The 20,173-nt window shown below is 48.0% G+C and carries 24 protein-coding genes; 8 read left to right on the top strand and 16 right to left on the bottom strand.

Annotation, left to right across the window (positions count from 1 at the left end; all coding sequences use genetic code 11):
* Window positions 1–85 precede the first annotated feature (85 nt).
* A complete protein-coding gene (locus tag IC230_RS00425) occupies window positions 86–994 on the bottom strand; it encodes a manganese catalase family protein (protein WP_191036989.1) in 909 nt (302 codons plus the stop codon).
* A gap of 130 nt (window positions 995–1,124) precedes the next feature.
* Window positions 1,125–2,369 (bottom strand): MFS transporter, encoded by a 1,245-nt coding sequence (locus IC230_RS00420; RefSeq protein WP_191036988.1) that lies wholly within the window; start codon window positions 2,367–2,369, stop codon window positions 1,125–1,127.
* Between the two features lie 86 nt (window positions 2,370–2,455).
* Here IC230_RS00420 and aroB point away from each other — a divergent pair, with 86 nt between their 5' ends.
* Both aroB and IC230_RS00410 read left to right on the top strand, forming a co-directional pair.
* Window positions 2,456–3,496: a 3-dehydroquinate synthase gene (gene aroB / locus IC230_RS00415; protein WP_191036987.1), complete on the top strand. Its 1,041-nt coding sequence runs from the start codon at window positions 2,456–2,458 to the stop codon at window positions 3,494–3,496.
* Between the two features lie 118 nt (window positions 3,497–3,614).
* Window positions 3,615–4,148 (top strand): DUF4136 domain-containing protein, encoded by a 534-nt coding sequence (locus IC230_RS00410; RefSeq protein ID WP_191036986.1) that lies wholly within the window; start codon window positions 3,615–3,617, stop codon window positions 4,146–4,148.
* A gap of 73 nt (window positions 4,149–4,221) precedes the next feature.
* Here the strand turns inward: IC230_RS00410 and gldA are convergent, their stop codons facing one another.
* Entirely contained in the window at window positions 4,222–5,148 is a 927-nt protein-coding gene (gldA, locus tag IC230_RS00405; RefSeq protein WP_191036985.1) for a gliding motility-associated ABC transporter ATP-binding subunit GldA, read from the bottom strand.
* 142 nt (window positions 5,149–5,290) lie between these two features.
* Between gldA and IC230_RS00400 the strand changes: the two genes are divergently transcribed.
* The 3 genes from IC230_RS00400 to IC230_RS00390 are packed head-to-tail and all read left to right on the top strand — an operon-like array spanning window position 5,291 to window position 7,575.
* The gene (locus IC230_RS00400; protein ID WP_191036984.1) at window positions 5,291–6,970 is read left to right on the top strand and encodes an amino acid permease; all 1,680 of its coding nucleotides are present in this window, start codon (window positions 5,291–5,293) and stop codon (window positions 6,968–6,970) included.
* 28 nt (window positions 6,971–6,998) lie between these two features.
* Window positions 6,999–7,229: a hypothetical protein gene (locus IC230_RS00395; RefSeq protein WP_191036983.1), complete on the top strand. Its 231-nt coding sequence runs from the start codon at window positions 6,999–7,001 to the stop codon at window positions 7,227–7,229.
* The gene (locus tag IC230_RS00390) at window positions 7,204–7,575 is read left to right on the top strand and encodes a type II toxin-antitoxin system PemK/MazF family toxin (protein ID WP_191036982.1); all 372 of its coding nucleotides are present in this window, start codon (window positions 7,204–7,206) and stop codon (window positions 7,573–7,575) included. Before IC230_RS00395 ends, IC230_RS00390 begins: the two co-directional genes overlap by 26 nt.
* 259 nt (window positions 7,576–7,834) lie before the next feature.
* Here the strand turns inward: IC230_RS00390 and IC230_RS00385 are convergent, their stop codons facing one another.
* From IC230_RS00385 to IC230_RS00370, 4 genes are all read right to left on the bottom strand, one after another.
* Complete coding sequence (locus IC230_RS00385; protein ID WP_191036981.1) at window positions 7,835–8,506, bottom strand: hypothetical protein; 672 nt, start codon at window positions 8,504–8,506, stop codon at window positions 7,835–7,837.
* A gap of 178 nt (window positions 8,507–8,684) precedes the next feature.
* Entirely contained in the window at window positions 8,685–9,008 is a 324-nt protein-coding gene (locus tag IC230_RS00380) for a hypothetical protein (RefSeq protein ID WP_191036980.1), read from the bottom strand.
* A gap of 207 nt (window positions 9,009–9,215) precedes the next feature.
* Window positions 9,216–9,494 (bottom strand): toxin-antitoxin system YwqK family antitoxin, encoded by a 279-nt coding sequence (locus IC230_RS00375; RefSeq protein WP_191036979.1) that lies wholly within the window; start codon window positions 9,492–9,494, stop codon window positions 9,216–9,218.
* Window positions 9,495–9,586: 92 nt separating this feature from the next.
* Complete coding sequence (locus IC230_RS00370; RefSeq protein WP_191036978.1) at window positions 9,587–10,315, bottom strand: class I SAM-dependent methyltransferase; 729 nt, start codon at window positions 10,313–10,315, stop codon at window positions 9,587–9,589.
* Window positions 10,316–10,393: 78 nt separating this feature from the next.
* On the opposite strand from IC230_RS00370, the gene IC230_RS00365 reads away from it, so the two are divergent.
* Complete coding sequence (locus tag IC230_RS00365; RefSeq protein WP_191036977.1) at window positions 10,394–10,792, top strand: phage holin family protein; 399 nt, start codon at window positions 10,394–10,396, stop codon at window positions 10,790–10,792.
* Window positions 10,793–10,861: 69 nt separating this feature from the next.
* Here IC230_RS00365 and IC230_RS00360 read toward each other — a convergent pair whose 3' ends face one another.
* From IC230_RS00360 to moeB, 7 genes are all read right to left on the bottom strand, one after another.
* Window positions 10,862–11,527 (bottom strand): zinc metallopeptidase, encoded by a 666-nt coding sequence (locus IC230_RS00360; RefSeq protein ID WP_191037827.1) that lies wholly within the window; start codon window positions 11,525–11,527, stop codon window positions 10,862–10,864.
* Window positions 11,528–11,715: 188 nt separating this feature from the next.
* Window positions 11,716–12,195, bottom strand: coding sequence for a D-glycero-beta-D-manno-heptose 1-phosphate adenylyltransferase (gene rfaE2, locus IC230_RS00355; protein ID WP_191036976.1), 480 nt, complete (start codon window positions 12,193–12,195; stop codon window positions 11,716–11,718).
* A gap of 9 nt (window positions 12,196–12,204) precedes the next feature.
* Window positions 12,205–12,531 carry a type II toxin-antitoxin system RelE/ParE family toxin gene (locus IC230_RS00350; RefSeq protein ID WP_191036975.1) on the bottom strand — a complete coding sequence of 109 codons (327 nt, stop codon included), beginning with the start codon at window positions 12,529–12,531 and terminating at the stop codon, window positions 12,205–12,207.
* Window positions 12,515–12,766 (bottom strand): hypothetical protein, encoded by a 252-nt coding sequence (locus IC230_RS00345; RefSeq protein WP_191036974.1) that lies wholly within the window; start codon window positions 12,764–12,766, stop codon window positions 12,515–12,517. The genes IC230_RS00350 and IC230_RS00345 overlap by 17 nt, the downstream gene beginning before the upstream one ends.
* Window positions 12,767–12,795: 29 nt before the next feature.
* The gene (locus IC230_RS00340; protein ID WP_191036973.1) at window positions 12,796–13,848 is read right to left on the bottom strand and encodes a lysylphosphatidylglycerol synthase transmembrane domain-containing protein; all 1,053 of its coding nucleotides are present in this window, start codon (window positions 13,846–13,848) and stop codon (window positions 12,796–12,798) included.
* Window positions 13,849–13,939: 91 nt separating this feature from the next.
* Window positions 13,940–14,293 (bottom strand): aspartate 1-decarboxylase, encoded by a 354-nt coding sequence (gene panD, locus IC230_RS00335; RefSeq protein ID WP_191036972.1) that lies wholly within the window; start codon window positions 14,291–14,293, stop codon window positions 13,940–13,942.
* Window positions 14,294–14,450: 157 nt separating this feature from the next.
* Window positions 14,451–15,590: a molybdopterin-synthase adenylyltransferase MoeB gene (moeB, locus tag IC230_RS00330; protein WP_191036971.1), complete on the bottom strand. Its 1,140-nt coding sequence runs from the start codon at window positions 15,588–15,590 to the stop codon at window positions 14,451–14,453.
* A gap of 163 nt (window positions 15,591–15,753) precedes the next feature.
* Between moeB and IC230_RS00325 the strand changes: the two genes are divergently transcribed.
* Window positions 15,754–16,509, top strand: a complete 756-nt coding sequence (locus IC230_RS00325) for a 3-keto-disaccharide hydrolase (protein WP_191036970.1) — start codon at window positions 15,754–15,756, stop codon at window positions 16,507–16,509.
* 55 nt (window positions 16,510–16,564) lie between these two features.
* A complete protein-coding gene (locus IC230_RS00320) occupies window positions 16,565–17,437 on the top strand; it encodes a hydroxypyruvate isomerase family protein (protein ID WP_191036969.1) in 873 nt (290 codons plus the stop codon).
* 99 nt (window positions 17,438–17,536) lie between these two features.
* Here the strand turns inward: IC230_RS00320 and IC230_RS00315 are convergent, their stop codons facing one another.
* Window positions 17,537–18,409, bottom strand: a complete 873-nt coding sequence (locus tag IC230_RS00315; protein WP_191036968.1) for a glycosyltransferase family protein — start codon at window positions 18,407–18,409, stop codon at window positions 17,537–17,539.
* A 93-nt stretch (window positions 18,410–18,502) separates the two neighbouring features.
* Window positions 18,503–20,137 (bottom strand): CotH kinase family protein, encoded by a 1,635-nt coding sequence (locus tag IC230_RS00310; RefSeq protein WP_191036967.1) that lies wholly within the window; start codon window positions 20,135–20,137, stop codon window positions 18,503–18,505.
* Window positions 20,138–20,173: the final 36 nt, after the last annotated feature.

The following is a 20,173-nucleotide window of genomic DNA, read 5'->3' as shown; positions in this document are numbered from 1 at the left end:
GGAGGAAGGGGAAGAAAGGGAGTAGAGGGACTAAGCATAAACTGCCTTTTCCCTCTACTCCCTTTCTTCCCCTTCCTCCTCTTTACTAGTATTCGTATTTAATGCCCATTTTCTTCGCCATGTCGGCAAACACCTGTGGGTCGAAGTCGTCGGCGCCTGGTGAGTTAAGCTGAGGCTCTTCTTCCAGATCCGGTACGGGATGGCCTGGAATTGCTCCTTCTACGACGAAACATTCCTGCCCATCGTCAGGGTGAGGACCATTCCAAATCAAGCCGGCTTGTTTGTAGTCATCCTGGCTAAAGGTGTACAAGGATAAATGGAGCTTCTGTTCCATAAATTTCTTTGCTTCCGGAAAAGCGTTGTTGCTGAGGTCTGGTATTGGCAACAGTTTCGTCACTTCCACGCCCGTCAGTTTTTCCAGTGCTTTGGCATAGGCAACTATGTGCAGTCCTCCGCGTACCAGTAGATAGCCAACCATCGTGCGTGCCGTTGGGTCCGTTACCATTTCATAAGCGCGCATCTTATTGCCCCGTGCACCACATTCCAGAAAGAAATTATGCAGCAGATCCAGTTTCAAATTGCCACTGCTGAATACGTTCTGACCGGACCAGAAATTACCCATTGAATCAACAGGTAACGATCCCTGACCACTGGCTATGTAGTGATACGTATTGCGCGCGTTAACGGCATCAGCAAGCGGAGCCGGAACAGGATCATGGCCACGTTTCGTTACACCCGTCAGTAATAGATTGATGGCGTAGGACACGACTTCAATATGGCCGTATTCTTCACCAGCGATGCTGGCGATAACGTCATAGAATGGGCGGATTTTTTTACGTCCCCGAAAGTTGAACGATTGAAACGTATAGTTCATCAGGGTAGACATCTCCCCGAATTTACCACCCAGTAACTCCTGAAGGGCAGCTGCGTCGTTGGCTGAAGGGTTCTTTGGTTTCGGTAGCTCGATTGGCAGCCGGTCCATTTTTAAAATCATAGCCGTGAGGTTTTGTTGATTAAGGAACAGATGGTTGTTCAATTGAACAACGTGCCCCCCCAGCATTAGTTAAGAAAAAACCTTTGGCCAGACTAAAAGAAAGGGAACGGCCCTGAGAGCGGCTGTCCCGTTACGATTTTATGGCTACTGTTTTGGTAGGATCGATACGTAGCCACAGCAAAGCGCTTACCAACAGACAGCCCGCAATCATGAATAGGGGATAATTAAAATTTTTGGTTTGTTCGACAATAACGCCGAACAGGATCGTGATGAAAAAGCCGCCCAACTGACCCGCAAAATTCATGGCACCTGTTACCGTACCGGCGTTACGTTGCCCAATATCGACGCATACGGCGAAAGCGACGGGGAGCGCCAGATCTTTCATCAGGACACAGATCGCCAGCAAATAACCCGCTGTCTGGTTATCCGTTGTCAAGCCTGCCAGTAAGAAAAAGAAGCTTGATAAGCCTAGTCCGCCTACACCCACAGCCCGACGCCCTAGTTTCAAACCATATCGTTTGGTCAATACGTCGCTCAGGACACCGCCGACCAGGCAGCCAATGGCCCCAAGAAAATAAGAGAGCGAAATAAAGTTCTTGGTTTGATCTTCGGAGAGCCCACGCCCTTCCTGAAAATAAACGGACGACCAGTTCGTGAAGAAATAAGACCCGTAAAAGAACAAATGACACATTAGCATCAGGGCCCACAAATCAGGATTACGGATGATGGTTGTCCACGGGATTCGGTGGTCGGATTGTTTGATGTGTCGCCCGGATTCGATTTCCTGAACTTCAACCTCACTAATACCGGCCTTCTCGGCGGGTTCGTCGCGGAACCAGACGTACCAACCAATCGCCCACAGAACCCCCAGCATTCCCAGCGCAACAAAAGCCCATCGCCAGCCCGCCCAGTGTACCAGTGGAATGACGATTAACGGGGTTAGGGCACCACCCAGGCGGCCAGCAGCCCAGATTACGGATTGAGCCCGCCCTACTTCGATAGCCGGGAACCAGCGTGCTATCGCGATGGATGCATTCGGGTACGCTCCGGCTTCACCGATGCCAAACAAAAACCGAACGATCAGTAAGTAGAGAAAACTAAACGCGGTGCCGGTTAGGGCAGTAAATCCTGACCACCAAAGGACAACGCGGGTTAACACACGGCGGGGACCAATCTTGTCTCCCAGAGCACCGGTCGGTATTTCGAACAAAGCATAGGCCAGTGAGAACGCCCCTAGAATCAAACCAAATTGCTGATTGTCAAGCTGTAAATCTGTTTTCACATACTTGCTCACTACGTTCATGCAAACGCGGTCGAGGTAGGTGATGGTAGAAAGCAGAAATAAGCCCGTAAGAACGCGGTAGCGGACTTTCATACGATGGGGAAAGGAGTAGAGAGAAAGACCAAAAATACTTATAGGGCTGTCTTTATACCCATCGACGCCTAATGTATTTTTACGGCATGTCTACTGTAACCATCGCCCCGCTTACCGAAAGCCTTCCTGCTTTTCTGGATTCTCATGATTTTTCGGACATGGCTGTCATTGCCGATAACCATACGTTTCGTTTCTGTTACCCTGACCTAAAGGCGCTTTTACCAAAACACACGCTTATCCGTATCAAATCGGGCGAAGAACAGAAACACATCGCTACGTGCGAATTGATCTGGGATGCATTGACCCGGGCTAATTTTGACCGTCATGCGCTGGTGCTTAATCTTGGAGGGGGTGTTATCGGCGACATGGGTGGTTTTTGTGCCGCTACGTATAAACGCGGTATTGCTTTCGCACAACTACCCACTACGTTACTAGCTCAGGTTGATGCCAGCGTAGGAGGCAAATTGGGTATTGACTTTCGGGGGTTCAAAAACCATATCGGTGTATTTCAACAGCCAGATGCCGTTCTGATCGATCCGACTTTTCTGGCTACGTTGCCGGAACGTGAACTACGGTCGGGTTTCGCAGAAGTGATCAAGCACTGCCTGATCGCTGATGCTGTTATGTGGGACGAAATTCGCCGTCGTGATTTAGACGAACAGGATTGGCCGACACTGGTGGCTCACTCAGTGGCGGTCAAAAAACGTATCGTCGCGGAAGACCCGACTGAAAAGGGTATACGGAAGATTCTGAACTTTGGGCATACGCTCGGTCACGCTGTGGAAACCTATTTTCTAAACCAGCCCCGAAAGCGCTTATTACACGGTGAAGCCATCGCTATTGGCATGATTGCAGAGGCTTTTATCGCCTTTCAAAAAAAAATGTTCGATCAGGAGCTTTTAAGCGCAACCGAAGAGTACATTTTTTCCGTATATGGGAATGTAAGGCTATCCGATGAGGATATTGAACCGATTCTGGCTCTGACACTTCAGGATAAAAAGAATCGTGGAAATCAAATCAGAATGGCGTTGCTCGACGGGCCGGGGAGTTGTGCGTACGATATTCCCGTAACAACCGCTGAAATGCGTAAAGGACTGGAGTTCTACCGAGGGCTAACTAAGAATTAAAATTTGGCGGTAGCCTATTGTTTGCCAAACATTTACGATTATATTTGAGTTCGACCCAGTATAATCCTACTATATAATAATCTAAACTGTCTATTGAAAACTTTTTACAAAAGAGGGTATGAAAAAGTGCATAGGAATTCTATTTACCATGGCCGTTGTTGCTTTGGCAGCCTGCTCGCCAAGCCGATTGTTTGTGGAGCATGATTACAGCTACGAGGGCCATTTTAAAAACTACGAATCATTTAATTTCCTGGAGTGCGAATTCGTTGATTCGACGCTGCTTTGCTCCGACATTCAGGACGCAATCCGCCATCAGATGGAAGCCCGCGGTTACCGCGTGAGTAACCGCAATCCGAATCTGCTGATCTCGTATAATATTTTCCGTTCAGATCTGCGTTTCCGCGGCTATCAGCAACCAGTTATTAAAGACTGGGTGGTACGTGAAGACGATGATGCTACGTACAAACGTATTGATTACAACCTTGATGAAGGAACCTTGATGATCTCGCTCATCGACGCTGAGTCCTATCAGGTCATCTGGAAAGGCTATGCCTCCAAGATGATGCGGAATCAAAATTTTAAGAATAACTACTTCAAAGGCATCGTCCGGTCTATTTTTGACCAATACCCGTTGATGGCGTCAGCGCGGTAAGCAATAATACAGAGAGAGCAGCGGGTTGGAAATCAACGCCAGTGACGGAGCACACTCCGCCCTGCGTAGATTTTTAACCCGCTGTCTGTGTTAACTCTTTAAAGATAGCTTCGAGCGAACTCTCTTGTTGCCGAAGCCCAACGAGTGTTAGATTTTGATCGGCGGCCAGGCGGAAAATAGCTGCCCGTAAGTCTGTATTTGGTCCGGCTTTAATACGGTATTGACCTTGACCCAGTGGTTCGATACGTTCTACCCCCGGTATGGAGCTGATTACGGTTGGGTCCGTTAGCTCACTTTCAAATTCTGCAACAACCACAACTCCTTCGCTGGAAGAAGCGCTTCGAAGTTGATTCAATGAACTATCGGCAACAATCTGGCCCCGGTTAATGATGACTACCCGATCGCAAATGGCTTCGACTTCCTGCATAATATGCGTGGAGAACAAGACCGTTTTGTCGCGACCGGCATCACGTATGACCTGACGGATTTCAGCTAGCTGGTTAGGATCGAGACCCGTTGTAGGTTCGTCGAGGATCAGTACGGGTGGATTATGAATCAGTGCCTGCGCTAATCCAACGCGCTGCCGGTATCCTTTGGAAAGCTGTCCGATACGTTTGTGCTGTTCGCGGCCTAAACCAACCAAATCAATCATCTGAGTGATACGCTGGCTCAGTTCCGAACCTCGCAGGCCATGTAACGATCCGGCAAAGCGAAGGTATTCTTTTATATACAGGTCCAGATACAGCGGATTGTGCTCAGGCAGATAACCCACACTCCGGCGTACGTCCATCGGCTGGGTTCGCACGTCGAAACCGTTCACTTCTACCGTACCTTCAGTAGGGGGCAGGTAGCCCGTCGCAATTTTCATCGTCGTGGATTTTCCGGCACCGTTGGGACCCAGAAAACCGACAATCTCGCCGGGATTTACGGTAAGCGAAATCTGATTGACTGCCCGTTGCTGGTTATATTCTTTTGTAAGATTCTGGATGCGAATAGACATAGAATTGGTAGATGCTAGATGCTAAACGACGAATGGCGCCCGGTTGGCATGTACGTTCAGGAACATAACAGACAAAAAACCGGAAAGTATTTCTATTTTTAGCGGTTTAACCGCAATAGACACCGTTTTTCTTCATCAGCCTATGTCGCTTTTTCGCAAAAAGACCGTAACGCAAATTCTAAGTGATGCCGCAGAAGGCGAATCAAGTAAACTGGTGAAAACGTTGGGTGTTCGTGACCTAACCTCCTTCGGGATCGCAGCGATCATTGGCGCCGGAATTTTTAGTACCATAGGCTTAGCGAGTTATAACGGCGGTCCGGCCGTATCCTTACTGTTTGTCTTTACGGCCATTGCCTGTGTGTTTACCGCGCTAAGTTACGCACAGTTCGCCAGTACCGTTCCCGTTAGTGGAAGCGCTTATACCTATGCCTACGTAGCGTTTGGGGAGATTTTTGCGTGGGTTATCGGTTGGGCGCTCATCCTCGAATATGCTGTGAGTAATATGGTCGTGGCGATTTCCTGGTCGGAGTATTTTACGTCTATGCTAAGTGGTTTTGGCATTACGTTTCCTAAATATTTTGCTACTGATTACGGTTCAGCGGCCCGCGCTTTTGATCTGGTACAGCAAACGCAACAGGCTGGAACAGCCATCACTACGTTACCTGAAAATACGCGTTTACTCGCCGATGCATACGCCAATGCGCCAACGCTCGGTGACCTGAAACTCATTGCCAACCTCCCCGCCGGTGCCATTACGGTGTTGATTACAGCGCTGGTATATATCGGAATCAAGGAATCGCGTACGGCGAGCAACATTCTGGTGGTACTCAAATTAGCCGTTATTGGCCTGGTCATTGGGGTAGGGGCGTTCTACGTAAAACCCGCTAACTGGTCGCCGTTTGCACCCAACGGCGTTGCTGGTGTCCTAAGTGGCGTGGCTTCGGTATTTTTCGCGTTTATCGGGTTCGATTCGATTTCAACGACCGCCGAAGAATGCAAAAACCCCCAGCGGGACTTACCCCGCGCCATGCTTTATTGTTTGGGAATTTGCACCGTCCTGTACGTACTGATTACGCTTGTACTGACGGGCATGGTGAATTACAAAGAACTGGGCGTTAGTGATCCGCTTGCCTACGTATTTCAGAAAGTAAACCTTGATTTTGTGGCCGGCGTAATCTCCGTTAGCGCCGTTGTGGCTATTACGAGCGCCTTGCTGGTCTATCAACTCGGACAGCCCCGCATCTGGATGACCATGAGCCGCGATGGCCTGCTCTGGAAACGATTCTCAACCATTCACCCCAAATACAAAACGCCGTCGTTTGCCACCATCGTTACTGGCTTTCTGGTGGCCGTTCCATCGCTGTTTATGGATCTGAAATTCTTTGTAGACCTGACCAGCGTAGGAACCTTCTTCGCGTTTATTCTCGTCTGCGCTGGAATTCTGTTTTTAGATGCCAGAGGGCTCACGGCGCAATCGAAGTTTAAAGTGCCCTACATCAATGGTAAATACATCATTGGTGCGGTGCTGCTAGCCGTATTAGCTTATGCCCTGACGAAGGGTAACGTAGTGGAAACGCTGGAAAATAAACCGTTGCTTGTCGTATTCTGGGGTGTATGGATAATACTGGCCGTGCAGGGATTTCGATATAATTTCTCTCTATTGCCCGTAATCGGCGTACTGACGAACCTTTATCTGATGACGGAATTAGGAGCCAGTAACTGGCAGATCTTTGGTATTTGGCTGGTTATTGGTCTGATCATTTACTTCTCCTATGGTTTCAGAAAAAGTAAGCTGGCGCAGCGGGAGTTGATTTCGTCGTAAATTTGTCCATAAGTAGATTGAAAAAGCTATGCAAGCAGCACAATACACCGCTCAGTCACTGTATGTAGTTTATCGCCAATTGCCGATAGAAGCACAGCAAGCATTTCGGGACTTACTTAGTAGAGAAACGGAAGAAATCGCCGGTTATAAAAATACTGAATGGCTTCCGTTGTCTGACACCTCTTTACGCGAACTATGGGACGCACCTGAAGAGGATTATTGGGACGATTTGTATGCAAAGCAACACGCTGAAAACTGAATTTATACAAGGTACCATTGTCTGGGCGTTCTATCCCCTTACCGATAAAATTGATAAATTAAAACGAAGGCCCGTACTAATCGTAAACAACAGCGAGTCTAATTCTTTGGACAACGATTATATTATTTTGCCAATAACCAAAGCGATACGTGCAGAGCCATTCTCGTTACTGATTGAGCCGACAGATGTAGAAGGTGATCTTCCAGTTAGCAGTGAACTTCGATGTAATAAACCATTTACAGTGCGAAGCAGCCTGATTACAGAGCCAATAGGTTTGTTAAGTCAGAATCGACTAGCAGACGTCATTCAACTTATGTTCGAAGCCCTTGAGATTGCAGATGACTAGCAGACTGGTCTCGGAGCAGAGATGGGATGATTTGACCCTGGTTTGAGGTTAAGTGTCTATGTTTCTGGGAGCTATAGCTATATACCAGAGCATGTAAAAAAGGTGGTTTGCTCATGAGTGTAACATCAGTAAGATTAATACCAAGTTAACTCAGTTGTTATATTGTTTTGGCGGATATTAAATAGGTTGCCACATCCTTCTGTAGTCAGAAGTTAAACAAGATTACATAGTTGCTTACAGCTTAATTCAAAATTACTGTTTAGAATTTAAGCGCAATAAGAGCAGGGGCGAAGGCTGCAAACGTTGTTAAGCCCGCCACCCGGTGATAAGGCCTAAATTCTGAATTTTGAGCAGCTTTTCCCGCCAGAATGTTAGTCGCTACGATACCCGTCAGATGAATAAGGGATAAATAGTTGTGCAGTCTGATTCGGCTGGCTGTTCTTCGGTCGGCTATCAACTTGGGTGGAGCTGTCAACGACAGCAAGGCAGTGGTGCCGTAAGCAATGTTGGTGATCGTTGCCGTTGTTTGCTGCGCGTTGAGCAGTTGGTCATACGTAGCACCCGTAGCGTTATTCGCCTTAGCCTCTAAAATACCCTGCACCACAAACCCGGCTAATGTTACGTATCCCGTAACCTGGTGTGCTATCAGCATGAAACGACGAACGTCGAGTTCTTTCTCCCGCCCTTCGACAGTAAGCGGGGCAACATTCATGATTCGTAGTAAACCTTTAGGTCCCCAGAAAACCCGTTGGGTAGCCATCATCTTGTGAGGTAGTAGTGGCTGAACGTACGACGAATTACCTGAACCAGCAGTCATGGGATCGACAAACGTAGTATCAGGAGCGCTGGCAGACAGTTCTGAAACGCGTAGTGTATTCTGAGCGTGCACCTGTACTCCCAGGCAGAGGAGGATAAGAAGAAGTTTTGGCATAAGGCGAGTGAAACGTTTCGTTATACTCGTCACTACGCAAGAAGGCTACTCTGGGTTGCGTTCAGCTATAATTTATCAATCTTCAGTATGCTCTTTCTCGTCAAAAAGGCCAACGGATCAACCATTTATGGCTAAAATATAGATTGTACTGCTATCGGAAAACGTAATACCAACGGGATTAATAGTAGGTTAACTCAGTCACTACGTTATTTTGACGAATACGAATGGGATAACCGCTAGTCGTGTATTCATACGTTGAGCTAGGGCTGTGTTGCATATGTCGACTGGAGAAAAAAGAAGAAACAAAATATACGATCCCAGCGTATGGGTTTAGCCCCTTATCGTATTCATACGTAAATGTGCGATCGGCCAGGTCAGGTGCCCCGTTCGAACTGATTTCTTGTAGCGACGTGATATTTCCCATGTTATCATACACAAACGTCTGCGTTCTTGTTGATTGGCTGGCACTGTATTGTTGATATACTTTTGTCGGTTGATTCAAACCGTCGTATTCGTAAGTACTGACGCTACGTAATGCCCACTGACCTGCCTGCTGAAGAAATTGCTGACTTTCCTGAACGCGACCGGCATTGTCTGTCTTAATTTCATCATAACTTGTCCACTTTACTGGCCCACGGCAAGGAGCGTAGCTTGACAGACCACATTCATTATCAAAATGCTGTACGTAGCGAAGTCGGCCGGTTACGTCCTATCGATATTGATCAGCCCAGGTAACCTGACCTTCCTGATAGTTTCGCCATTCCAGCAGTTTTCCCTGTTCATTGTAACGCCATTCGCTGCTTAGCTGACCATTATGGATCTCGCTTTTCAGACGACCCGCTACTTCGGCACCGTCCTGAACAGGCCAATAGTCGACAGGTAGGTCCGCGAACGACTGAACGGGCTTGCTTACGGGTTGAATTCCGTCGTTGGTTCGACAGCCCCAAAGGATTATCAGCGCTCCAAAGAAGCAATAAACAAATCGCATAGAAGGTAGGATTAGTTATTGCTAAAGAGATTACCGTACGAGCTGAAAGGTTGTAAGGGAATGCAAAAATGACTTGCCCGTTAAAGTCGGTATCACTTTCCGAAAAACATAATGTGTTGCTGGGGTAACCGATCGTCGTTTTTCAATAGTTTCAGGCCAGCCGCTTTCATTTCTTTTGTTGCCTGTGTTACGCTGAGTTTGTGAAGTTCTTTGATCGGTACGTTCGGGTCCTCAGCGCGATACTCGACCAACACGATTCGTCCGCCTGGTTTGAGCGCCGATGCCATGTGGTCGACCATTTCACGCGGATAAGAAAATTCGTGATAGGCATCAATCAGAATGGCCATGTCGATGCTATTGGCCGATAACTTTGGATCAGATTCAGTGCCCAGAATCGGCTGTACATTGGTAACCTTCCGCTTTGCTTTCCCTTCGTTTAAATACTCAATCATTTCGGGCTGAATGTCGACCGCCAGTACTTTGCCTTGCGGTAATTTTGGAGCCATCAGGAATGTAAAGAAACCGGTTCCGGCACCAATATCGGCTACTACGTCAGTAGATTTTAAGTTGAGCGCTTTCAACAATAAGTCAGTACGTTCTTCGCGTTCACGCTCTGGGCGTTCGAGCCACGATGCACCCAGATGCCCCATAACCTGCGCAATCTCGCGGCCCATATAGGTTTTACCAATGCCGTCGCGGGTGGCGTTTTGGTATTGGTAGTAGCCTGTACTATCGACTTTTGTCTGGGTAGCTGTTTGTTGTGAAGAGCCTTTACCACAGGATAGTAGGCAAGTGAGAAGTAGAATCCAGAGACGATGCATAACTTGGGCTTTTACGGCTTTGGGTTAAACAACGCCTTGTTATAAACGGTTGTTCATGAAAATCAAATACACCTGATCATGAATCTCATTCTACACTTATTGCTCGATGCCGCCGTCATATTCGGATTGGCTTACTTTATGCCACAGGTCGATGTCAAGAACTTCGGTACAGCGCTCCTAATAGCCGTTTTGCTGGGTTTACTGAATTTCTTCGTTGGCTGGCTTATTCGTTTTCCACTAAACTTAGTTACGTTTTTTCTGCTGACGGGTCTTGTCCGGATTATTGTTACAGCGGTTTTACTCAAGCTGATCGATAGTTTCCTGGATAGTTTTACGATTGTTGGCTTCTGGCCAGCGCTCGTTATTGCGATTGCGGTAGCTGTGGCCGGTACGCTTATTGACCGCTCAGCGCCAACGCAGGAGATGGTTGAGTCAGGCTACGTAGTGACTCTGTTTTCGATGCAGCCAATTAGTTAAGCAGATACTTCTGAAACCAAAAAAGCCGCATCTGATGCGGCTTTTTTGGTTTTGTTCTATAATAGACGGTTAGTCGCTTCGGCGCCCGCCCATAAGCAGGCTGGCATAATAAAGCAACGTAGCTAATGAACCGAGGGCAGCTACTACGTAGGTCATGGCCGCCCACCACAAAGCGTCTTTTGCAAACCCAAATTCGCGCTGATTAACAATGCCATTCGTCTGAATCCAGGCTAAAGCCCGACGGCTGGCGTCGAACTCAACAGGCAGTGTCACAAAGGCAAACAACGTAGTGAGGGCAAACAAAGCGACACCAATGGTTAGCGGGATGGGCGTAGTCTGTAGCAACAGAACACCCGCCAGCAGTACCCACTGTAAATAGCGCGAGGAAACTGTCAGAACCGGAACCATCGCTGAGCGCAGTTTCAACGGTGCATAGGCTACCTTATGCTGCACCGCGTGACCGCATTCGTGAGAGGCTACAGCAGCAGCGGCTACGCTACGTCCGTAGTAGACATCAGCACTGAGATTAACCGTTTTGTCTTCCGGATTGTAGTGGTCCGTGAGCATGCCCTCGACGGACATAACGCGAACGTCATGAATACCGTTTTCGCGGAGCATCGTCTGAGCGACTTCAGCGCCACTCATGCCATTGCTCAGACCAATCTGCGAATATTCATTAAACTTGCTTCGCAATCGCCAGCTGACAAAAGCACTGGCGCCGAAGATGAGAATCATTATTAACCAAATCATTGTCAATTAGTCAGGTTTGTGGTTTCAATTGAACGGATCAATAAGAGACCCGTCATTAATAGAACAACTCTTGGTAACAAAAAGTATCCCGGGCGTTCACCATTTATCCCGGCCAGAGGCCATTCAACAAGCCGACTTCAATACATTTCCTGTATAAAAAAATGGAATCGTTGCTAAAAAGCTTGCCTGATCCGTTCAATAAGCTTTGTTGTAGAATAACCCGGAACCAGCTCGACTGTTTCAACGCGGCCCCCGCGGGCCAGAACAAAATCGGCGCCAACAATAGTGTCTATGGTATAATCGTTACCCTTGACTAATACGTCGGGCTGCACGGCTTCGATGAGCTCGAGGGGAGTCGGTTCACCAAAAAGTATGACGGCATCCACAAATTCGAGGGCAGCCATCAGCCGGGCACGAGCGTATTCATTGACGACCGGACGTAATGGTCCTTTTATGCAACTGACTGACGCGTCGGTGTTAAGGCCCAGGATTAGCCGATCGCCGAGGTTGCGGGCTTTTTCAAGGTAGTCGATATGGCCGAGGTGAACAATGTCGAAACAGCCGTTCGTAAAAACGATCTGTTGTCCTTCGGCGCGCCATTCAGCAGCCTGAGCAACCGCCTGCTCGCGGGTAATAATTTTGGATTCGGTCATGAAATTCAATCAAAATTCGAGATTCAGCCGCTTAAGAACAGTAGCAGGATCTTGTTTCTGGTGGAGGACAGCTATGATTAAAATGATACTGTCAATTTCATCCACCACATAGTAAATAGTGTACGGTAATTTGCGAAAATGTGCCCGTCTGACAAATAAGAGATGTTCCTGATACAGGTATGGGTTACTGATGAGCAGCGATTCCATGTGCTCATAGGCGTCGAACCATTGACGGCCAAGTGCAGGTTTATACACAATTAATTCATCAATAATTCTGTCTCGATCAAGATCAGCCTGTTCAGTAAATACGATAGAAAACTTATTCGTTCCATCCATATTTCAGCCGGATACGACGAGAAGCTTCTTCGGCAGAAACACCCGATTCTGGGTGGGATTTATAATAATCGTACCGCTTTATTAATAATTCTTTTAAAAGAATCTGGTATTCAGAATTATCTTCTCCAACGGTTGACTGTGGCTGTAGAAACTGACGAGCCGTTTTCAATAACTCCTGCTGTTGTTCTTCAGTCAATTCATCTATCGTTTTGTGTAATTCTTCAGCAACGCTCATAGCTGTTCTGTTTTTACAAATATAAATAATTATCTCTCCAGCCGGATTGCTTTCGGATCGTCCAGAACGTCGGGCAGGTCGGTAGTTTTGTTCCGTCGGAGCAGGACAACCAACAGCGCCAGTATACCCAGAATGATGATCATAACCGTAGAAACACCGTGAATAAATGTAGCAAGTATCTGCCCATCCTGACCCGTCAATCCATAAAGGAGCGCAACCTGACCAACCAGTAAGTGAAAGGAGCCAATGCCGCCCGGTGTAGGAGCCGCCATGCCCAGCGAACCCACTACTAAAATGGTTAGACCAGCCAACGCACCGAGATGCGCCGTTGCGGGCATGGCAAAAAACAGCGTGTACGACATCAGGTAATACATTGCCCAGATAAGTATTGTGTGGGCGATGAAAGCGCCCGGCCGACGTAGCTTACGAACGCTTAACAAGCCGGCCATAAGCCCGTTGAGAAACCCGCTGACTTTCTGATACAGTGGGTGTCGGCCAAGAGCTTCGCGGTATCGATTGAATAAGAACCAACCAAGCAACGCTACGCCTAACAATACAGCTGCGACCAACAGGAGAATACCTGAACCGCTGGAACCTTTGGGAAGTTTACCACCTAAAAACTCCATAAAAAACTGGCTGAGTCGATCAAACTCCAGCACGAACGTAGCACCCAGCAGAAGCAGCAGCATTAGTACGTCGAACAGGCGCTCGGCCACTACGGTCCCGAAACTAACGTTGACCGGCACACCCGACAACCGGTAGAGCGTACCACAGCGAGCAACTTCACCCGCGCGGGGCAGGGCCAGGTTCGCCAGATAACCGATCAGTACGCTCGTGGTTGTATCGAGGGAGGAGGGCCGCTGTGAAATAACGGGTTCCATCAAAATACGCCACCGCTCGGCCCGACTCCAGTGGGCTACGATCGTCAACACCGCTGACAGCAATACCCAGCGGTAATCGGCCGCACTGATTTTCTGCCATAGATCAGCGGCATCGAGATGACTTTGCTGAAACGTGAACCAGAGTAATCCCCCCGCAATAGCCAGCGAGATCAGGTACTTAAGAATGTTTTTGAGATTCATAGCACGAAATAAGGGAGAAAGGAAGGAAAGGCGAAGCCGGAAACTAAAAAACAATCAGGAGTGCAATTCCTTCTTTCCTTTCTCCGAAAAACTATCCCCTTACCAGGCGATTGTTATCGTCCGGAAAAACGACGGTTGGTTTATGACTTTTCGCTTCCTCGGCCGTCATCATGGCGTACGAAATGATAATGATGATATCGCCGACCTGAGCCCGACGAGCGGCTGCTCCATTCAGACAAATGATACCTGAACCGCGTTCGCCTTTGATTACATACGTGACAAGCCGTTCGCCATTGTTATTATTGACAATGTGAACCTGTTCATTTTCAAGCAACCCGGCTGCATCCATCAGGTCTTCGTCAATGGTAATACTTCCGACGTAATTGAGTTCTGCCTGCGTGACTTTGACGCGGTGCAGTTTTGACTTTAAAACGGTAAGAAACATAACTCGTAAAGAATGCCGTTTGAGATCGGCAAAGGTAGAGCAATTGCTGACCCTTGCCAGCGGCACCCCAAAAACAGCCACTGCGGTAGCTTGGTTCCTGAAAAAATAAGGCCGTATTTGCACAACTACGGTCTTATTTTTTCAGAATAGATTGGCATCAATATACTGCCATCTCCGGTTCTACGTCCCGCGCCCAGGCATTGATGCCACCTTCAAGGTTGTACAAATTGGCTAAACCATCCTGTGCATACAGGTATTGCGCTACGTTTGCCGACCGGATACCGTGGTGGCAATAGACTACAACTGGTCGGTCCGTGGGGATGCGCTTGCGGTTGTTCGGGATCATGTCGATTGGAATCAACACCGCACCGTCTAAATGGCAAACGTCGTATTCGGGACGCTCACGAACGTCGAGCAGGAAGATGTTGTCTCCTTTGGCTAAACGATCGGCCAGTTCAGTAGCGGACATTTTCTGTGGTCCTAATGTACTGGGCGAAGGTCGCACGCCCGCTGACGCTAATCCCTGATGAGCAAGCTCTTCGGCGTCGGCCCGGCGTTTGGTTTTGATTTTCTGCTGAGTCATGGCCAGAAGATCCACCATTAACAACTGTTCATTCAGTGACTGACCAATGCCCGTAATGAGTTTGATGACTTCATTCGCCTGATACGTACCGATAACGCCTGGCAGCACGCCCAACACCCCTGTGACGCTACAGTTAGGTATTTCCATTTCATTCGGATACTCAGGAAACAGACAGCGATACGTAGGGCCTTTGCGACCGTCAGCCAGATCGGCGTTCAGAACAGCAACCTGACCCTCAAAACGGTGGATGGCGCCATAGACAAACGGTTTGCCCAACGTAACGCATACGTCGTTGACCAGATAACGTACTTTGAAATTGTCCGTACAATCGACCACTACGTCATACTCGTCGATAATTGCCCGCGCATTGCTGATGTCGAGCGCCATCGTGTAGGTATCGAAATTGATTTCGGGATTAAGCTTCTTGAGGTGATTAACGGCAATTTTAGCCTTGGGTTTCCCTACTTCGTCGGTTGTGTAAATGACTTGCCGCTGCAAATTGCTCATATCCACTACGTCGGGATCGATAACGCCAATCTGGCCAACACCCGCAGCTGTTAGATACAGCAGAACCGGGCAACCTAACCCACCGGCTCCTACCACCAGAACACGGGCATTTTTTAGCCGTAACTGGCCCTGCGCACCTATCTCAGGCAAGTTCAGGTGTTTTTGATAACGCTGTTTTTCAGAGGGTACTAACGTTGTTGCTTCCATGATATGATGTGTTTCACAACCCGAGAGGAAGGGGCATTAATCCAACAGATTTACGCAGCTTAAAATTGCGTAGCAATTAGTTTTCGGGCAAATATTTTTAGGTAGCCGGGATATACTTTTTTTCATTACTATTGTCCCGTCAAAATCCTAACGTTTCTCAACTATGACCTATATGCGTTTTTCAGGCAAGCTGCCCATAGCTGCCGGTTTGTTATCTCTGACCCTAACCCTTTCTGTAAATCCTGCCAATGCAACCCGTCTTCCTGGTGAACATGAGGTGATTAGCCCATTAAAAAAAGGTGGATGGGAAAGCCTGTTCGATGGTAAGACACTAAAAGGATGGCATATTTATTTGAAAGAAGGGCAACCCGTCTCAGATAAATGGACTGTCGATAACGGGGCTATTCATTTAACAGCCGGTGGCGCTGGCGACCTGGTAACCGATAAAGAATACGGAAATTTTGAGCTGGAACTGGAGTGGAAAATTGCGGAAGGGGGCAATAGCGGCATTATTTACCACGTTCACGAAGATCCGAAATTCAAGGCGAGCTACAATACAGGGCCGGAAATGCAGGTTCTCGATAACGAGCGTCACCCGGATGCCAAACAGGGTCGCGATGGGAACCGTACGGCGGGGTCTCTCTATGATCTGCAAAAACCCGTTACGCCCAATGCCGCCAAACCTGCTGGTGAGTGGAATAAAGCCAGACTGATTATTAAGGATGGTAAAGCCGAGCAATATCTGAACGGTAAGAAAACGGCTGAATACCCAACGAGTGGTCCTGAATGGGATAAGATGGTGGCAGAGAGTAAATTTAAGGGGTGGGAAGGCTTTGGTAAGTACGACAAAGGCCATCTGGCCCTGCAGGACCACGGCAACAAAGTCTGGTTTCGTAATATCCGAATTCGCGAACTATAATTAACGGGCGAATGAGCGAAAGACCAGTCTTTCGCTCATTCCTCATTCACTCACTATGATACGCCGTACGGCCCTAAAAACCCTGACTGGTACCGCCCTCGCGTTACCCACTTTAACTGACTCCTTAGCCAGCTCTATGTCGCAATCTGAACAAAATGCTCCCATGCTGAAGGGACGTATCAACCATTCGGTTTGTAAATGGTGTTACGGTAAAATTCCACTCGAAGACTTCTGTAAGTCGGCTAAAGAAATGGGAATGACCGGTATTGATCTGCTTGGACCCGCCGAGTGGCCTGTGTTGAAAAAATATGGACTTACGTGCTCTATGGCACAAGGTGCCGGTAAAGGTATTCCGCAGGGATTCAACGATCCTAAATTACACGACGAATTAGTGGCCAGCTACGAAGCTATTTTCCCCAAACTGAAGGAAGCTGGTCTGACGAATGTTATCTGCTTCTCGGGAAACCGGCGGGGTATGAGCGACGAGGAAGGCATGAACAATTGCGCTGTGGGCTTGAAACGCCTGATGCCCAGTGCCCAAAAGTATGGCGTCACCATGATTATGGAGTTACTCAACAGCAAGGTTGACCACAAAGATTACATGTGTGATCACTCAGCCTGGGGCGTTGAACTTTGCAAAAAGGTTGGTTCAGAAAACTTCAAATTGCTGTACGACATCTACCACATGCAGATCATGGAGGGCGACATCATCCGTACCATCCGCGATAATCACCAATACTTTGGCCATTACCATACCGGCGGCAATCCTGGACGTAATGAAATCGACGAAACACAGGAACTGTATTACCCAGCCATCATGAAAGCCATTGTTGATACGGGTTTCAAAGGTTTTGTAGCACAGGAGTTCATTCCTAAACGTGACCCCCTCACCAGCCTGAAAGAAGCAGTGATGATTTGTGACGTTTAAAAAAGGAGTAAACGGAGGAAGGGGAAGAGAGGGAGTAAAGGGAAAAGGTTTAGTAATTCCTCCCTTTACTCCCTCTCTTCCCCTTCCTCCGTTTACTCCTTATATCTTTTTATAATTCTTATACTCCCCAATCCGCCAGCCGGTCAGTTTTTCGATGAAGGTTAGAAAACGGACTCGTGGTGAATACTGTTTCTGGCTGGTATCGAAGGTGAACGGCCAGTTCAGACGGTCGACGCGGGCTTGCATCACGGTGGGATGCGTACCCGTAAAATGTGCCAGCGAGTCAATCTGGCCATACGCGAAGTGTTCCTGTGCAGCCTCAACTTCAGCAGCCCGTTCGGGACTGTTCCAGAAATGGTTGGCGTATCGCAGCCGTTCTCGCTGGGCTTCGGGCGGCTTTACCCAACCGTAATGGTAAATATAGGCGTCAATTAATTTTACCTTGAGCTTGTGGTTATCGCGGGTTCGGAATCCCTGAGCATCTTTATACGCGACTACGTTACCAGTATTTCGAATGACCCGAATTTCGCGTCGATACCACTGTCGGGAATCGCCAACGTAGCTGTAGGAACCGTAGAAATGTAGATAGTTGAAAAGTAATCCCTCAACGTTCTTGTCCGTCAGATAGGTTTGCATAGCCTCCCGGACAGCGGGAATCGATTTTTCATGCAATACCTCGTCACCTTGAATATAAAAAGCCCAGTCGGCATCGGGCGAAACGGCCGCAAGCGCTTTATCGGTCTCCAACGCCAACACCCGTCCACCAGCGCGAGCATTCTGATCCCAGACAGTATGGACGATTCGGATTTTATCGGACGGAATGGCCTTTATCAATGCCAACGTATCATCGTCTGAATCGCCAACGGCAACGACGAATTCATCGCATAACGGCAAAACCGACGTAATGGCCTCCACAATGGGGTAATCGAACTGAACGGCATTACGGATAAAACTAAATCCGGCTACTTTCATGGGTAAAACGGAATGAACTACGAGCCGGTAAAGATAAGGCAGATTTTGGGGTCAACTGCTTTCCTGAAATTCGCGATCTCATTCATGGCTATGTCAAAACCGAAGAATTTTTCGGCTCACGAGTTGACCATTGGCATCTAGTTGTAGGTAATAAACGCCTGGTGCTTTGGGTAGCGAACGAGCTGGTAACGTTTCCTGATGGTCTCCCGCTGGTTGGTTGAACCAGGCGCTGCTATATACAGTTCGACCAGTTGCGTCGGTGATGGTCAACTGCAAATCAGTACGTTTGAGGAGGTGGTAGCGTACCGTAATGTCATTCGCCGAAGGATTCGGGCTGATGGTTACGTTGTACAGATCTGTCGGTTCAGTTGCCAATGCTAAAGCGCCGACGGACAGAACCGCCGTATCCATCCACTCCAGGCGATTTTTTACCCAGGCTTTCAGGTAATCAATTTCCTCCTGGTACGTCCTGCCAACATAACCATTGGGCCATACGTATAAACCAATAACCGGCCATTTTTCAAAATTGCGCATACGCGCTTCCGTTAGCGCTGTGGCAACTGAGTCGATATACGTCTGAATACGTTCGGTTTTAAGGGTACTGTTTCGTAACGCCTGATACCTGGTTCGTACTTTGTTGGCAAAGGATCTGTCGCTTAAAAGTCGGTCCCACCAGAACGGCATTTGGTAGCCATCCGTTGGGCAGGTACGCGTAAAGTCGAAAATCCAGCCTTTGTAGTCGCCACCGGGGCAGTAATTAATATTTCCATACGTCAGGTTATAGTCCCAGATGGGCCCCATAGTCAGCTTGCCTCCTTTGCTGTCGCGATCTTTATAAAAAAACGTACTAAGTCGATAGGCGTCAACGTTCCTGCATACTTCAGTCAATAACAGATAATCGACAAACGAGTCGTCGTTGATGTATTTCCGATAGCCCGTCAGTGAATCCTGATACTGCGTTCCTTTCAGCGTATTTTCAAAATCCGTTACAAATTTCTTCGCGTATTGAAATTGTTCTTCGGCCAGATCTTCCGGCTTTGGGCGATCAATCTGGATAGGAATCGTCCTTCCATTCGTCGTGTATGGTGAATTCCAGGTACGCGACGGTGAACCTTCGGTTTTATCAATCTTGAATATATACCCACCCGTCAGCGCATCGCCCGCTACATCGGTTTTCTTGATACTGGTGATATCGATTCGGTTCTTGTTCCGCTTAATCTTCTCAAATAAAATGTAGACGCCATTATAACTACCATTCAGGACTACCTCGCAGTAGCGATAACGTGGCGTATAATACGTACTCATCTGCCGGTTCAGGTCGTACGTCAGTGTCTCCCGAATCAGGGTTTTGTCGTTATACGTAGCGTTCAGCACCCAATCCGACTCGGCGGGCATTCCCAGCAACGAAGCATTCACCGAGTTTACCCCCGACGTATCGCGCAACTCGATGCCATAGGGCTTTTTAGGAAAGAAATCCTGGGAAGTAGCGCCCCGCATTTCAATACCTATTTTACTAATGAAGGCCGGTTTATCGGTTACGGCATTACGCTTGCTAGCTCCATTATCAATCATTCGTAATTCAGCTACGATTTTGGGTTCGTCTTGAATCGTTTGCCCGTTCGTATTGATAACGAGTATAGGCAAATTCGACGACGTTAGTGTCTGAGCAACAGCCGCAAACGGAAGCAAGCTAAGGCTAAAAAGTAAACCAAAAGAAACAAGCCGCATGACGTTGACATAACCGTTAAGATTATAAACATACGT

This window comes from Spirosoma validum (genome assembly GCF_014699035.1).
GTDB classification, from domain to species: Bacteria; Bacteroidota; Bacteroidia; order Cytophagales; family Spirosomataceae; genus Spirosoma; species Spirosoma validum.
Note: the sequence above shows the minus strand (reverse complement) of the source record. Positions and strands in the feature narration are given on the sequence as shown.